Genomic DNA, 14586 nt, shown 5'->3' with positions numbered 1-14586 from the left:
TTTAAAGTAAGAACTATAAATGAACGATAAAAAGATCATAGCTGGAGGTAGTTTTTTTGATACAGGAAGAACATGAAGACAGAAGAACCAGAAGAACACGCCAAGCTCTGAAATCTGCATTCGTTGAGCTAATATTGGAAAATAGTTATGATTCAGTTACGATTTTGGACGTGACTAATCGAGCGGATTACAATCGAGGGACTTTTTATAAGCATTTTGAGAGTAAAGAGGCTTTGCTTAAGGAAATACATGATGAATTTCTACAGGGTATAGGTGAGGCGCTATTAGACCCTTATGAGGGATTGGAACGTATTGAGGCAACGGAGGTCTTCCCTTCCATTCTGCAGCTGTTCGAATATATTGAGGGGCATAAAGCGGAGTTTTTAGCCTTATCCGCAGTGGAACGAGGGAAAATGACTGTTGAACTGTTCGACCGTTTACGGGAATCCATGCGTGAGGATATGCGAATTGAGATAGAAGCTGATGCTGCTCCTGTGGATTATGAAATTATGTTGAGTTACCAAATGTCTGCTACAGTAGGTGTCATTATGCACTGGGCTGAAGTCAATTTCAAATATTCGGCGAGCTATATGGCAGAACAGTTAATTACACTGGTTAACAGCAAAATAGACCATATAGCTTTTATGAAAAAACCCAATGGGTAAGAAACGAATTGCAAGTGCCATATATAGGAACGAAATTTAAAAAACCAGCGCATTGAGAGATGATCTCAAATGCTCTGGTTTTTAGTAGCAGTGCTCTACTCAGCGAATATCTTTTACTCGAATATTGCTTCCTAACAGGCCCGAATCACTACTTAATCTGAATGACGGGTAATTCTCATCTGCTTCAAGTCGCATCTGTTCATCAAATAAAGATTCCTGTTGACGGTCCACAAAAAAAGTAAAGGGCTCTTTCTGAACTTCAATATCTGTAGCATGGGGTTCACTAATAATCTGAATTACGATCACGCCATTACAACCACAGCCCTCTGTATCGAAGAACAATTTAAAATAACCTGGTCGTTCACCAAGGTTTTCATTTAACTTTTCTGTAGTTAGAGAGTTCAATTGTATGAACATTGGATGATCTGCTCCTTATTTATAATTGAGTTACTACTTTCCCAAAGTATAGATTGATTTGCTTTCACTCTCGTGTGACTGCCATCACTTCTATTTTGACAAACATGAGTCTGAGGATAAATTAAGCCGACTTTTGAGTCTCCCGGGCACCACCTAGCTTAAACACTAGAATACCGCCAACAATCACGAGTACTCCGACCAACTGCTTCCAGGTGAATGGAACCTTTTCAAGCCCTAACCAGCCGAGGGAATCCCACAATAAAGCAAACCCAAGCTGAGAGATTAATACGATCGAGATCGCATAGGTTGGCCCAAGACGTTTGGTGCCTTGCACGAGACAGATTACTACACCCACCCCGATCAATCCGCTGATCCAGTACCAAGGCTCCATATTTCGCAAAGTAAATATTCGGCCGCCTTCAAAGATAAGACTCATGATAAAGGAAGCCAGAAAACCCAACCCTAATACTAACGTCGTTGTGGCCCAAGATCCAACCTTTTGATTAACCTTCGTATTAAAAATATTTTGTAAACTAACGAATGAACCCGCGACAAGCGCTAATATTAACCCTAAAATCATAACGTAACTCCTCCAGTTGTTGATTGTATTCTCAGAATTTCAAAATCACTACTCCCGCAATCATCAACCCTATCCCAATAAACTGTGGGAGTCTCATTTGTCGTTTTTCCATCCCAAACCAGCCTTTAATATCAATTAAGAAGGTCAAGCATAGCTGTGCAATCAGCAATGTCGATATAGTAAAAGTAACGCCAATCTGTTGAATGGCAGTGACTTCACTGAAAATAACGACTGCGGCAAAAGATCCGCCAATTAGATATAATGGTTTTACTTCTTTTATTCCTTGCCATTTCCCATCTCTAACAAATAAGAGGATTAGTAACGACATGATAAATCCTGTTAACTGTGTAATTGTCGCAGCTTGCCAAGTCCCAATATCTTGACTAATTCGAGCATTAGATACTCCTTGCAGAGTGATACAAGCCCCCGCTAAAAACGCAAATATAATTCCTCTCATTTCTCTCTCTCCTCAACTTCGATCTCTTACATATTAAAAAGCAATTCAGGCCTTTAAAAAAGGACATCTGTCCCAAAGCAAAATAAACGATGTTGTTGCCCCTATAAGCCTTTCGTATATTTTCAAAAAAAAGACCGCCTCAAGCCATCTCTTAGGCTTAAAACGGGCTTTCAGAACTTTAAATTGTGGATTAGGAAAGTAATTTATGCTCATGCAATTGATCAAAAATGATCTGTGTAACAACTGAAACACGATTTCTATCCTTATAAGATAACCAGGATAACTCTTCAATTTCCGACGCAGGACTAAGTGTACCTTCAAAATCCGCGATATAACATGTCATTTTAACTATGACGCCTTCCTCTTTACCGTGAGCTTCCGCTTCAAAGGTTCCAAAATAGGAGATGGTTTCTGGTTTAATACGAACAGAGATCTCTTCCTCGATTTCGCGCACGAGCGTCTCCTCGTCTGTTTCTCCAGCTTCTCTTTTTCCTCCAGGCAAATAATAGGTATCTTTCCCTTTGGAACGCGCACACAAAACTTGTCCATTCTGAATATGAATCCATGCAATTTTATCAATGATTGTAGTCATACAGTTCTCCCCATATTTTTTTCTAATAATTATATCATACAGCCAAGACCATCTATTTATACAACGTCTATATTTGATTTTTGTATGTGCAGCTTAGCTTTGGCCTGAGGTACATGATGAAGCAAATAGTACGCAGCAAGCGAAAGAAGTGTTACTCCCCCTGCAACCTCATACATCATTCGGTAATCCGTATAAGAAGCAATTAAACCCATGAAATAGGAGCCCGCTCCATAACCCAAATCAAATAACAAGAAAAAGGTCCCATTCGCACTACCTCTACGATCTTTAGCCGCTAATTTAAGCGCAAGAGTCTGGAAACATGGCATAAGTGCACCATATCCAATTCCCATAATGACACCAGACATCATTAACATCAAACCAGACCGAGCTTGACTTAAACTAAGCAATCCAACGGCGAAGATTAGAATTCCGGGATAGATGAGAATATGCTCATTATATTTATCGAATACTTTACCTATAACCGGGCGAAACAATACAATCATAATTGCAAAAGCCACAAAAAAATAACCAGTTAGCTGTGATTGATGAATTTCTTTCGTAAAAGAAGCTATAAATCCAGACAAGGAGCTGTAGGAAAAAGCAAGCGTAAATCCGACAAGTGATATCGGCAAGGCTTTCGGCTCGATTACGTCTCTCCAGCGAAGCCCTTTTCGCGTCTTAGCAGGTTCCTTAACAGCTTCAATAACGTTAGCCTTATCTTCTTTTGGCATCCGAACACCTAACGTGAATAACAGCGAGAGAGCGGCAATCACACACACGCCTAACAGTAGTACATTAATATTCTCATCTTTCCAGAGAAAAAGACCCAATGCGGGTCCAATGACCATAGCAATGCTCATAAACATGCTAAAATAACCGATGCCTTCTCCTTGACGTGAATAAGGAATTAGCGTCGAGGCTATTGTACTAGTAGCTGTCGATGCAACAGCATAACTCATTCCGTGAAGGAAACGAATTACCAGGAATAATACAATTCCATTAGATCCGAAGTAACCAATACAGGCGATTAGAAATATGGTTAGCCCAATAACCGCCATTTTCTTTTTGCCGAATTTATCGACCCATTGTCCCGAAAAAGGACGGATCAATACTCCCCCTATTACATAGATAGTAATCGCTAACCCCATTTGCTGCTGATTCCCGTGTAAGCTTTCCTTTACGTATAACGGGAATGCAGTTGCCAGAATGTAAAAGGTCAGGAACATAAAAAAACTACTTAAGCAAACAACAATAAAATTCCGGGTCCATATTTTCTCTCTAATCACAACAGACTCTCTCCATCCTACCTATAACTTTTTATATGTTACAATAGTATAGGACTGAAAATTAATTAAGTAAAATACATATTATATGATCGATAGATCACATTAGAGTTATAAGTAAAGTGAGGTTTTTGTTATGGAATTCCTTCAGCTTCAATATTTTCAGGCAGTTGCACGCCATGAACACATGACTAAGGCCGCAAAAGAATTAAATGTATCTCAGCCCTCCCTTAGTAATTCCATACAGCGTTTAGAGAAAAACTTAGGTGTTCCCTTATTCGAGCGACAAGGCAGAAATATAAAATTGAACGAATTCGGAAAAACCTATCTGCAACGTGTCGAGCAAGCTTTTATGGAACTTGAAGAAGGACAGCGTGAGCTCACAGATATGGCTGGACTTGAACATGGTGTAATTTCCATTGCGGCCACACTCCCGTATGTATTGCCCACTTTACTAAAAGAATTTCTTACCCTTCATCCGCATGTACGGATCATCCAACGTCAGCTCGGCTCTGCGTTAGAAATGAGAAATGATTTAGAGAGTGCAGCGATTGATTTTTGCATATCATCTACACCTGTTACCGGACCAGATATCGAGTGGCTTACCTTAGCAGAAGAAGAATTATGTTTAACTGTGCCCAAGAATCATCGCTTTGCTAATCGAAAGAGTATTTCTTTGATAGAAGCTGCAGGTGAGAATTTCATTTCTTTATCTTCTAGATATAATTTCCGTGAAATTTCAGATGAATTTTGCCGACAAGCTGGATTTGAACCTCAAATTACGTTCGAGCTTGAAGAAGTAAGCGCCATTCAAACCCTAGTAGAAATGGGACTAGGAATCACCTTCACCCTCCCTCTCTCCTTAGGCAGAAGAAGTCAAAATACAGAAATTGTTCAATTAAAAATAACAGAACCACTATGTCAACGCTCTTTTGGCATCGCATGGAGCAGAAAGCACTTTTTATCGCAAGCAGCTATACATTTCCGGAAATTTGCTGTGGATTTTTTCAGTAAACCTCATGAATATAATTAAGGTAAAAACTACTATGCTAAGCATTTTTAGTTATACCAAGATGATTGTAAAACGTACATATCTGCATAAATCCCTTTATTATTTATTAAGTCTTGATGCTGCCCCACTTCAGCTATACTTCCATTATCAATAACATAGATCGTATCAACATTTTTCGCCCAGCCCAGTCTATGTGAAATGAAGATGGCAGCTTTATCTTGGCAGATATCTAATAATTGTGTATAGATCTGCATCTCAGCATTCGGATCAATCGCAGAAGTAGGTTCGTCAAACACTATAAGATCCGCATCATTATATAACGCACGCGCTATCGCCAGCTTTTGCCACTGTCCGCCTGATAGCTGCCTGCTTCCTTCAAGCATTTGACCTAACCTTACATCTAGTCCCCCTAATTCGTAAAACAAATCCATCAGCTCACATTTTTCCAGAATACTTAGTATTTTCACATCGTCCGCCGAAGATTTGGCATCACCCAACAGGATGTTTTCTCTTAGTGTCATTTCGAATTTAATAGAATGCTGGTACACGACGGATACTTTACCTTGAGGTTCTGGACTGTCTTTCCAGTAAATAGATCCAGAACTAGCAGTGTACTGCCCTAATAACAATTTGATCAAGGTAGACTTTCCTGCTCCATTTTCTCCAACGATGGCTATTTTCTCACCGGGCTTTATGACCATATTGATGTTAGATAAAACAGACTTACTGGATTTGGCGTATTTAAAATAGACATTTGAAACGGTAATAGGAAGCATAGCTTCAGAGCTGTTATTGATATTATTTTTTCGGAAATCTCTATTTTTATAGGTAAGCACTTCATTTAAGTCATATAATTTACTGCTGCTGATGTAAAGCTTGCTTAGCGGCCAAGTCAAACTCATGATTTTACCACCACAAGTTAACAAAGCCAGAAATAATACTGAGATTGTCCCCACAGTAACTGTATTTGACTCCCCCATTTTACTTAACAGATAGACCAATACGATAAAAATAGCACTCGTCTGAACCATAGCCACAATCATCCCTGTTTTGATTTCGAATTTCCTCGCACTATACCTTTTATCATGCTGCTTCTTCATAAGCTTTGCCCAGAGATCCGTAAAATAGGAGATAGAGTTATAGATTCGCATTTCCCTAATCGCATTAGGATCTTCCAAAGTTACAGCTAGATAATCCCCCATTCTTCCGTCAAAAGTAAGCTCTCGCCCTGTTCTTCTAACTTTAATCTCAGTAAACATTCGAAAAGATAAAGTAGATACGATCATTAAACCCACCACCAGTGTGACTAAAAAATATCCACTTGTAGCCGATAACCAGATGATACTTATAAGTCCTGAGATATTTCCTACACTGGACACCAAAAAACCAGTAATTCCCTCTAAATCTTCTCCAACTATTGTTTTAGCTCTTTGCAGCTTGTTCCCAAACTCTTCATCATCAAAATCCTCAAAGTCAACTTGGTTTGCAATATCTATCAGCTCGGATTGGAAAGCGAGAGTTAGTTCCGCATTCATTCGACTTTTCATTATGTTGGTTATACTCAATGAACAGGCTTGTACTCCATGAATTAAAACAAACCATAGAATCGGAATAAAGGTTATCGCACCAGCAGCTACTGCATTAATGATATGAACTTGAACAGAATACGAGTAAAAAGTTAATAATCCACTGATTATAGGAACTATGATCGTTATTGTTGAGATTACTGGACTTTTTCCAATCATCCGTGCCAGTATCGTTAAAATATTCTTAAGGTCTCTTCTCAGCAGAATCTCTCCTTTCTCAGCCATATAAAGAGGACTGGCGGTTAAACATTCCCCTGTACTTACCATCCAATATCATTAATTCTTCATGTGTTCCACTTTCTACGATTTCTCCATGCTCAAACAGAAAAATTCTATCAACAAATTTGGACATATATAGCCGATGTGTCACAATAATGGAGGTCTGCTGCTCTCCTAATTTCATAAAGGTTTCAAACGCCTGCTGTTCCGCGTAAGGATCAAGGGCTGCAGTAGGTTCATCAAAAATCGTAAGCGAGCCGTTGTTGAGGTAAGCACGTGCAATCGCAAGTCTTTGCCATTGTCCACCAGACAGATCGATCCCCCCAAACTGTGGACCTACTAAAGTGTCCAACGCAACACCATAAGAATCGGCTTCTGCTTTTCTCATCGCAGCTAATAATCTTGAATCGTCATACATGGCAGCAATATTCCCCATGGCTATGTTTTCTCGAATTGGTCTATGTAATTTAGTGAAATCCTGAAATACAACTCTCACACCCTTTGTGACGTTATGAGCCAGAACTTCCTGCTCTCCATTAAACCATTGGATGTTTCCCGCTGTTGGATGGTATAACCCTGCTATCAGCTTGATGAGCGTGGATTTTCCTGAACCATTCTCACCTACAAAAGCAACTCGTTCACCAGGTTTGAGGGTCATGTTTATATTTTTAAGCGTGTCCTGTGCATTGGTCGCATAACGATAATTCAACTGCTGAATTGTGATCTGCATCGCATCGGTATTCCTTATGGAATCTTCCGGATCTCTTTGAACTTGCTCTTCAAGTTCCAAATACGCACTATACTCATTGAAGCGCACGCGACTTTTGGTCAGATCAGAATACATCCTTGTTAGTGCAGGAATGACAATAAATAATTGACTAGATATCTGAAGTAATAATACGAAAAGTCCGGCGCTCTGCCCGCTACCTCCAAGCGTAATTGCTAAAATAGCAATCGTAAGCCCGTTTAATAAAGTCATTATTATACTTTGGGAGAAGCTTAAGGTCTCAGATAAAATAACTTTTCGGTGCATTTGTTTGAAATTTCCATTAAAGATCTCTTTCATTGTGGTAACCAAGTAGGAGGACATTCCGTACATTCTTACTTCCGGGAGGGTATTTCTACTAACCAGCAAATCAACGATATAATTAATCATTCGTACAGAGGAGGTTTGATTCGCTGAAATGGCCTCTACTTTCCGAGACATCCATCTCATGAGGTAAAGCTGCAGAATTTGTACAACTAAAATGAACACTGCCAGGATATAAAAGCCATAACAGGATAGGACTACGATAAGTGCGATTAATGTTATAAAGTGGATTGTCATTCCGGTCCATTGATCTAATAAATCGATCAGGGAAAGCCGTTTTGCTTTTTCTCTAATCGTTTTTGTTGCGGGGTCTTCTAATAAAGCCGTCGATAATTTAGAGGTCTTAGCCAAAATACTATGTTCCAGTTCATAAATACTGGTTGCCGTTAAATTGGTTACAGAAATGGCTCGAAGAGAACCATTGATGCCAGCCAGATATAAAATTAACATCAGTGAACTTACCAATAGTAAGATATGTAGGTAGGCGTTAGTCGTGAAGTTCTGAATGAGGTCAACCACATATTTCGTTATGAACAGCTCTGCAAATAGAATTGGTGGGCTCAGCAGGTTAGTGATAAAATATAAAAGTGAGTTTCTTTTGTCTTTTACATAGAGTAGTTTTACAACGTAGAGAAAGTCAGGCAGATAGCATCTCTCCTTAAGTGTATATTTTTCACTGAAAACTCTTTCATTTTTAAACGTGGAATCTGATTATAACGTTAATTGCTTATAATTGGAAGAAGTAATTTCGAGCTTACCAAATTATAGGAGTGTGAATTCATGAAACTTCAATTCAACTTATTCCCAGGCGGATTATCTAAGGCGCTCACTATGAGCTATGATGACGGCCAGAAACACGATATCCGCTTGGCTGGTATTTTTGATCAATATGGAATCAAAGGGACCTTCCATTTAAATAGTGCAATGATCAATGCACCTGGGTTCTTATCGCCCGCTGATGTTAAGCATTCGCTCAGGAATCATGAAGTGTCCGCCCATTCCGTTACTCACCCACATCTAGAGCGTCTTCCTTTACCGATGGTAATTGAAGAGCTGTTCGAAGACCGTAAACGATTGGAAAAGCTGGTGGATTATCCAGTGCGAGGCATGTCCTACCCCTACGGTACATACTCTCAGGAGATAATTGCACCACTTCAGTCCGTTGGAATTGAATACAGCCGCACTGTTCACTCTACTAAACAATTTGATATGCCTCTTAATTTCATGGAATGGCATCCAACCTGCCACCATATTGAAGATCTGCATCAGGTTTGGGAGCGATTCACAATGGAAGGACCCTCCCAGAAACTAAGACTCTGTTATGTTTGGGGCCATAGCTATGAGTTCGCACAGCAGAACAATTGGGAGCTAATCGAAACTTTTTGCCAACAAGCAGGTGGACATTCAGATATTTGGTACGCTACTAATATTGAGATTTATGATTATGTCACTGCCCTGTATTCACTGAAATTAAGTGCCGACAAAACGATTATCCGCAACAATTCTGCCATAGATGTTTGGGTATCTATAAATGATCAACCCGTTCAGATTAAGGGTGGAAGTATGATGACAACGAAATAATCATAAATACATAAAAAAGAGCGATGTTCAACATCGCTCCTTTTTTGTACTAATTATATTGATGTGATTCCGAATTATTTCGCTAGAAGTGTATATGTCACTGTTTTTGCTTTTTCCTCAAGGATTGGCGTATAGGTGAATGTCAGCACATTCCCCTTACGGCTTTTCATCCCTAACATTCTGCTCAGAATGTATTGATCTCTGTCATCATTTACTTTATCCCATTCTTTACGATCCTCACTAGTAATCAGTTGTTCACTGAGATTGACGATTTCTCCTGTACTGCTGTAGACAATATATAATTGTGTTGTATCTAATAAGCGAACAAGTGCCACATCCTCCGCGGCGTACTCCACTATGAAATCACCGGTTGCCCCGGTTAATTTCTCCATCTCAAACAACTTGCCCAAACCGCCATCCTTAGTAATATACTGAACATTCTTCCCATCGGTCATATACACCTGAGTGGAAGGTACTTGAGGCGCATGTGGATAAGCAGAAATCATATAATGATAATCCATTTGCTTAATTATTGTACCTGCTTGAACTAATACCTGATAGCTGTTGCTGAAATCATTAAACATTGCATAGTGATTGTCCGTTAACTGGAGTAAGTCCGTGCCATTTCCAAGTTTTTTAATCTCAAATCCATGATTGTAAGCTGACTCCTTAAGGGGTAGTTGGCCAATAATTACTGGTTTCCCAGCTGCCGTAGCCCGGTAATATAAATTAGCGTTTTTTTGAGATATCCAATAGGATCTACCTTCTACAGAAGCAGCAACAAATCTAGGTTCATCTACGATTTGGATAACCCCATCCGTTTTATTAAGCGCGGTTTTACCCCCGAGTACACTGACTGCAGAGACCAATGGCAAGTACAACGAACCTTTTATGATACGAGGAGATTTTGTTAATGCCATCGCTGCCCCGTTCACTTTTGACGTTGCATTACCCGCGGTGAAGATGACTTCACACTCTGGACGTACCAGCTTGGCCATTTTGGATTTTTGATCCCACGATAACGTATAACCCATAGCATCTGCAAGTGATTTCAAGGGTACAAAAGTTATATTCTCCGCGATCACTTGTTTACTGCTGATTCCAATTTCTTTATAGTTAAATTGAATTTGCTTGTCTGCTTGCGCAGATACCGATCCATATCCAGTACTTAAAATCAAAACAGCAAAGATTCCTAGCGTTACCTTCCATTTAATCATTTCTATCCGTCTCCCTCGACATTATAATCATATGTAATTAGACGGAAGATAATGGAAAAAGTTTCTTCTCACCCTCTAGCAAACTCATAAAATGCCAAAGCATCCTCCCAAGTTGGGAATCCTGCTTGCGCCAGTTTATCGCTGCCCCCGCCTTTACCATTATAGCTGCCTAGATGAGCTTTGAAAAAAGCTCCACAGGAAATCTCCGTGCTCCCGTTCTGCGCAAACACAACCTTATTCTCCGCAGAAGTAGCTAATAATACAGGAAGATCACATTTCGAAGTCAGCTTATTAGCTAAGCTCTGTAGATCTTTTAGCGATTTATCTTCAAATACTTGTGCGATCATCTTTCCCGCTTGCTCATTTAAAAGCTCTTGCACAACATAGTCGTCATTTTTTTCTTTAAGCAGGTAAATTTCAGCTTGCAGCAGCTTTTGTTCATTTTCCCATTTTTCAATTCGATCAATAATCTCATCTTTGCCTGTGTTGAATTTGGAAGATAGTGTACCAAGGATTTGCTGACTAGTATTAAATTCCTCTAAAGCACGATATCCACATTTAAAATAAATCCGTGTGTTCCCTTTTATTTTCTCAGCTTTCAAAAGCTTAATTATCCCAATTTCACCTGTTGAGGACACATGTGTCCCCCCACAAGCGTTGTATTCAACATCTTTGATCTCAACAATCCGGATGTTCTCTGTCACTTTTGGCTGTTTAACCAATTTAAGCTGTGCAGCCTCTTCCCCTGTTACAAAATAACTGAGAATATTGTGATTTAAGTAAATCTGCCGATTAACTTCTCTCTCTATGGAGTACAGTTGATCAGAAGACAGTTCTGAAACTTCTATATCAATAGTGCAATAGTCCTCACCTAAATGAAAGCTTAAGGTCATAAAGTTATGTTTTTCTAGACAAACCGCTGAGAGCAAATGCTGGCCACTATGCTGCTGCATATGGTCAAATCTTCTATTCCAATCGATCTGACAAGTTACCGATTCCTCATTAGGTAAACGTTCCAGCTTATGCAGTACAAGCTCTTCCTCACTGATTACATCAAGCACAGGGATTCCCTGAATAGCTCCAAGATCACAGGGTTGTCCACCACCATGCGGATAAAAAGCCGTCTCTTCTAAAAGAACATAAAGCCCATCTTCTCGTTCTATGGTTTCAGTCACACGGGTTTGCCAATCAGTCTGGTATGTAGAATTGTAGTATAGTTTGTTAGTCATAAATGGTTTCCTCTCTTTTTTACGTTATCGACATATTAAGTTTATAGTATCATAACGGATAGTTTGAATCTTATTATTTCAAAAAAACCAGCTCCACGCAAAAACTGCGTAGAACTGGTATTAGGGTAATTAACAAGAACAAGTAGCATCTTTTAAATTTCTAATGGCAATTGCATTTAGTCGAAGCGCTTCTACTATTGAGTCTCTTACTGCTAACAATTCAAATCTTTCACGACTGCCAATAGGCAACCTGCAAAGAATGGCTTCAATTCTTTTAAGACTTTCTTTCAGAACCACTCTTTGCTTACGCAATGCGTTCAAAGCTCTTTGAATTTTTCTCTTCTCTGCAGCAGTCATAAACTACCACCTCTTTTCGATTGTGATAGTATATGAGATGCTTATTCCCCCTTATTTGCTTGTACAATCCGGAAACCAAATAACTATATTTACTCTTTTTTGCTAGCTTCCATGATAGGAACGGACCAGTCTACATTAGAATACATTCGATTGTTTATCGTGCGCACTAATTGAAGCTGCTCGGGAATTTGTGTAAGGCCATCGGCACGGAATTGGAAATATTTCTTTTGATTATTTGACTGAGACTCGATAAATTCAATATAACCATCTTTCCATCCTACCCCTTTAGTAGTAAAAGCTCCTTGTTCAGTGAGTTTGTACTCCTTGCCATCTAGTGTCTTAAATATCCATTCACTATTTAAAAACTCATTTCTCAATCTTCCTCTAAAATGTAATACACCTTCCTTCGCTGATACATTGTTATCGGGAGATGACTCCACTGTAAAATCATTTAACATCAGTTCATCCCCGTCAAATGCAAAGGGAATCGGCTGTTCTTTCAACTTGGCAGGCTCAAATTGCACACTAGAACCATCCTTCTCTGGGATGAAATATCCATCCAATACGAAAGTATAAGGCGTATCCTGAGGTAAATATTTAAACGTATAGCTCCAGTGCATAAGTCCCTTTGTTGCCCCGGGAAGGTTAGAGTAGGACATCACGCTATTCTTATTAGGAAACTTTCTAGCATTAACACTGTGAATCTCTTCGCCTGCTGTATCCTCAAAATGGAATTTCAAGCCCTGTTGCTTCCATAGTTCGCCAGGAGAACGGGTCAATGCCTCTTCACTCAATTGCGTATCAAACTCAAAACGAACACCTTGCACCATATGAGTTAATTTTTTCAAGGTCACAGTTAAACCGTCCGGGGAGGTGTAGATACCCGTTAGTGGCATGGAGGTTGTTTGTTTATTCGCTTCTGTCATATCCATAGAAAAATTGAAATTCCAATCGCCTTTAAGAGTAGGGATGTTCTTGCGTTCACTTCCCAATTCAGTAATATGACCTTCGACCGTAATTCGATCAGTTTGCAGAGGTTCAGTGAAATTAGCGATCAAATAGTAAAAGTCACTGGTAAATCCTATATCGTATAACTCCCCAACAACCTTCCCTTGATCATCCTTAATCGCAATACTGTTCCCATCATTAAGGGCCAACCGCTTTTTATCATGCTTTCCATCTGGTCCAAACAACTGTAACGCAACAATTACCCGTGTAGGATCTGCCACTGCTTCATCTATTTTGATTGTGTAGCCCTTATCCTTCACCTTAATATTAGGATGCTCTACCAACCCAAATTCTTGTGCTCGTAGAAGGCCAATGTCCATGTTGTTTTTTACAAAAAGAGAACGTAAAGTCTCTGCCAGTGTAGGAACGGAATATAAGATCACGGCACTTAGCACAACCAGTAACAACGCCGCACCCATAAATAATCTCAGCAACTTATTGCGCTTCGGATGCTTGCGATTCCTTTGTGTTGGAGTAAATTCCTCAAGCTCTACTTGTTCCAAAGAAGCCATTACTTGGGCAGTAAATGAATCTGGTAAGCGCTCTTCATACATAGCCTGCGACCATTCTGCTTGTTCTTCAAGCTCTGCTTCGTAGATCATATTACATTGCGTACAAGTTGCCATATGTTCAGCTACGGCTTGATCTCGTAAGATAGATTTGCTTAAAATATATTCTTCGATCTCATAGGAATTTAAGCACCTCATCGGTCTTCACCTCCTGGAGTGTAATTAGCTGCTTCAAACGCTGTTTAGCCCGGTATAAATCATTTTGAATCTTGCTTAATGGAACATCTAGAACCATACACATTTCTTCATAGCTTAAATCATTGGTATAACGAAGCAGTAAAGCCGTACGATAATTAGACGGGAGCTTCTGCATCAGGTGAAGCAGCTCTGTGCGATGCTCCGATCGCATTAATTCTTCTTCTGGATTATCCGAAAGAGAATGTTCGGCATTGTCGTCTGGCAAACTCGCTGTCGGTCGGTCTTTTTTCCACAAATCCTTCAGTAAATTAGTCGCGATCGCATATAGCCACGCCGCAAAATTCTTATCCAAATCATGTGAGGCCAGCTTACGGTAAGCTTTAATAAACGTCTCCTGCGTTATGTCTTGTGCATCTTGATGATTGGCTCCCATTCCTCGCAAAAGCCCATAAATTTTATTCTTATATCGATTTACAAGATACGAATAGTCTTCTTTATGTCCATCGAGAACATTTTGGATCCATAGCCTCTCATCCTCTTTTTCAACTTTCGGTACATGTCCCTTCACCTTGAAGCCTCCTTGAAG

At 39.6% G+C, this 14586-nt stretch carries 15 protein-coding genes; 3 read left to right on the top strand and 12 right to left on the bottom strand.

Annotated features, from left to right (window positions below):
- Positions 1-56: 56 nt before the first annotated feature.
- Positions 57-665 (top strand): TetR/AcrR family transcriptional regulator, encoded by a 609-nt coding sequence (locus tag MHI25_RS14855; RefSeq protein WP_076184524.1) that lies wholly within the window; start codon positions 57-59, stop codon positions 663-665.
- Positions 666-764: 99 nt separating this feature from the next.
- Here the strand turns inward: MHI25_RS14855 and MHI25_RS14850 are convergent, their stop codons facing one another.
- From MHI25_RS14850 to MHI25_RS14830, 5 genes are all read right to left on the bottom strand, one after another.
- A complete protein-coding gene (locus MHI25_RS14850) occupies positions 765-1082 on the bottom strand; it encodes an iron-sulfur cluster biosynthesis family protein (RefSeq protein ID WP_076125818.1) in 318 nt (105 codons plus the stop codon).
- A gap of 121 nt (positions 1083-1203) precedes the next feature.
- Positions 1204-1662, bottom strand: coding sequence for a DMT family transporter (locus MHI25_RS14845; protein WP_076125820.1), 459 nt, complete (start codon positions 1660-1662; stop codon positions 1204-1206).
- 31 nt (positions 1663-1693) lie between these two features.
- The gene (locus MHI25_RS14840; RefSeq protein ID WP_076280686.1) at positions 1694-2119 is read right to left on the bottom strand and encodes a DMT family transporter; all 426 of its coding nucleotides are present in this window, start codon (positions 2117-2119) and stop codon (positions 1694-1696) included.
- A 190-nt stretch (positions 2120-2309) separates the two neighbouring features.
- Positions 2310-2711 carry an NUDIX domain-containing protein gene (locus MHI25_RS14835; RefSeq protein WP_248548222.1) on the bottom strand — a complete coding sequence of 134 codons (402 nt, stop codon included), beginning with the start codon at positions 2709-2711 and terminating at the stop codon, positions 2310-2312.
- Between the two features lie 56 nt (positions 2712-2767).
- Positions 2768-3997, bottom strand: coding sequence for an MFS transporter (locus tag MHI25_RS14830; protein WP_036678069.1), 1230 nt, complete (start codon positions 3995-3997; stop codon positions 2768-2770).
- A 133-nt stretch (positions 3998-4130) separates the two neighbouring features.
- Here MHI25_RS14830 and MHI25_RS14825 point away from each other — a divergent pair, with 133 nt between their 5' ends.
- Positions 4131-5027 (top strand): LysR substrate-binding domain-containing protein, encoded by an 897-nt coding sequence (locus tag MHI25_RS14825; RefSeq protein WP_076302025.1) that lies wholly within the window; start codon positions 4131-4133, stop codon positions 5025-5027.
- Between the two features lie 26 nt (positions 5028-5053).
- On the opposite strand, the gene MHI25_RS14820 is transcribed toward MHI25_RS14825, so the two are convergent.
- Both MHI25_RS14820 and MHI25_RS14815 read right to left on the bottom strand, forming a co-directional pair.
- Positions 5054-6817 carry an ABC transporter ATP-binding protein gene (locus tag MHI25_RS14820; protein ID WP_248548221.1) on the bottom strand — a complete coding sequence of 588 codons (1764 nt, stop codon included), beginning with the start codon at positions 6815-6817 and terminating at the stop codon, positions 5054-5056.
- Positions 6810-8351, bottom strand: coding sequence for an ABC transporter ATP-binding protein (locus MHI25_RS14815; protein ID WP_076308537.1), 1542 nt, complete (start codon positions 8349-8351; stop codon positions 6810-6812). Before MHI25_RS14815 ends, MHI25_RS14820 begins: the two co-directional genes overlap by 8 nt.
- Positions 8352-8681: 330 nt before the next feature.
- On the opposite strand from MHI25_RS14815, the gene MHI25_RS14810 reads away from it, so the two are divergent.
- Entirely contained in the window at positions 8682-9482 is an 801-nt protein-coding gene (locus tag MHI25_RS14810) for a polysaccharide deacetylase family protein (protein ID WP_076125834.1), read from the top strand.
- Between the two features lie 74 nt (positions 9483-9556).
- Here MHI25_RS14810 and MHI25_RS14805 read toward each other — a convergent pair whose 3' ends face one another.
- From MHI25_RS14805 to MHI25_RS14785, 5 genes are all read right to left on the bottom strand, one after another.
- The gene (locus MHI25_RS14805; protein ID WP_340395591.1) at positions 9557-10699 is read right to left on the bottom strand and encodes a copper amine oxidase N-terminal domain-containing protein; all 1143 of its coding nucleotides are present in this window, start codon (positions 10697-10699) and stop codon (positions 9557-9559) included.
- Between the two features lie 68 nt (positions 10700-10767).
- Positions 10768-11928: a DHHA1 domain-containing protein gene (locus MHI25_RS14800; RefSeq protein WP_340395590.1), complete on the bottom strand. Its 1161-nt coding sequence runs from the start codon at positions 11926-11928 to the stop codon at positions 10768-10770.
- 129 nt (positions 11929-12057) lie between these two features.
- On the bottom strand, positions 12058-12285 hold the full coding sequence (locus tag MHI25_RS14795; protein ID WP_076190427.1) for a hypothetical protein: 228 nt from the start codon (positions 12283-12285) through the stop codon (positions 12058-12060).
- 89 nt (positions 12286-12374) lie between these two features.
- Entirely contained in the window at positions 12375-14000 is a 1626-nt protein-coding gene (locus tag MHI25_RS14790; RefSeq protein ID WP_340395589.1) for a DUF4179 domain-containing protein, read from the bottom strand.
- The gene (locus MHI25_RS14785) at positions 13978-14568 is read right to left on the bottom strand and encodes a sigma-70 family RNA polymerase sigma factor (RefSeq protein ID WP_076125840.1); all 591 of its coding nucleotides are present in this window, start codon (positions 14566-14568) and stop codon (positions 13978-13980) included. Before MHI25_RS14785 ends, MHI25_RS14790 begins: the two co-directional genes overlap by 23 nt.
- Positions 14569-14586 lie beyond the last annotated feature (18 nt).

Origin of the sequence: Paenibacillus sp. FSL E2-0177 (genome assembly GCF_037992975.1) — a bacterium.
Taxonomy (GTDB): domain Bacteria; phylum Bacillota; class Bacilli; order Paenibacillales; family Paenibacillaceae; genus Paenibacillus_AQ; species Paenibacillus_AQ odorifer.
Note: the sequence above shows the minus strand (reverse complement) of the source record. Positions and strands in the feature narration are given on the sequence as shown.

Bases quoted from the DNA above. Each gene is read 5' to 3' on its own strand.
- MHI25_RS14825 (WP_076302025.1), top strand. From the start codon at position 4,131: ATGGAATTCCTTCAGCTTCAATATTTTCAGGCAGTTGCACGCCATGAA.
- MHI25_RS14840 (WP_076280686.1), bottom strand. From the start codon at position 2,119: ATGAGAGGAATTATATTTGCGTTTTTAGCGGGGGCTTGTATCACTCTG.
- MHI25_RS14845 (WP_076125820.1), bottom strand. From the start codon at position 1,662: ATGATTTTAGGGTTAATATTAGCGCTTGTCGCGGGTTCATTCGTTAGT.
- MHI25_RS14790 (WP_340395589.1), bottom strand. From the start codon at position 14,000: ATGAGGTGCTTAAATTCCTATGAGATCGAAGAATATATTTTAAGCAAA.
- MHI25_RS14810 (WP_076125834.1), top strand. From the start codon at position 8,682: ATGAAACTTCAATTCAACTTATTCCCAGGCGGATTATCTAAGGCGCTC.
- MHI25_RS14805 (WP_340395591.1), bottom strand. From the start codon at position 10,699: ATGATTAAATGGAAGGTAACGCTAGGAATCTTTGCTGTTTTGATTTTA.
- MHI25_RS14815 (WP_076308537.1), bottom strand. From the start codon at position 8,351: ATGTTAATTTTATATCTGGCTGGCATCAATGGTTCTCTTCGAGCCATT.
- MHI25_RS14795 (WP_076190427.1), bottom strand. From the start codon at position 12,285: ATGACTGCTGCAGAGAAGAGAAAAATTCAAAGAGCTTTGAACGCATTG.
- MHI25_RS14820 (WP_248548221.1), bottom strand. From the start codon at position 6,817: ATGGCTGAGAAAGGAGAGATTCTGCTGAGAAGAGACCTTAAGAATATT.
- MHI25_RS14800 (WP_340395590.1), bottom strand. From the start codon at position 11,928: ATGACTAACAAACTATACTACAATTCTACATACCAGACTGATTGGCAA.
- MHI25_RS14850 (WP_076125818.1), bottom strand. From the start codon at position 1,082: ATGTTCATACAATTGAACTCTCTAACTACAGAAAAGTTAAATGAAAAC.
- MHI25_RS14835 (WP_248548222.1), bottom strand. From the start codon at position 2,711: ATGACTACAATCATTGATAAAATTGCATGGATTCATATTCAGAATGGA.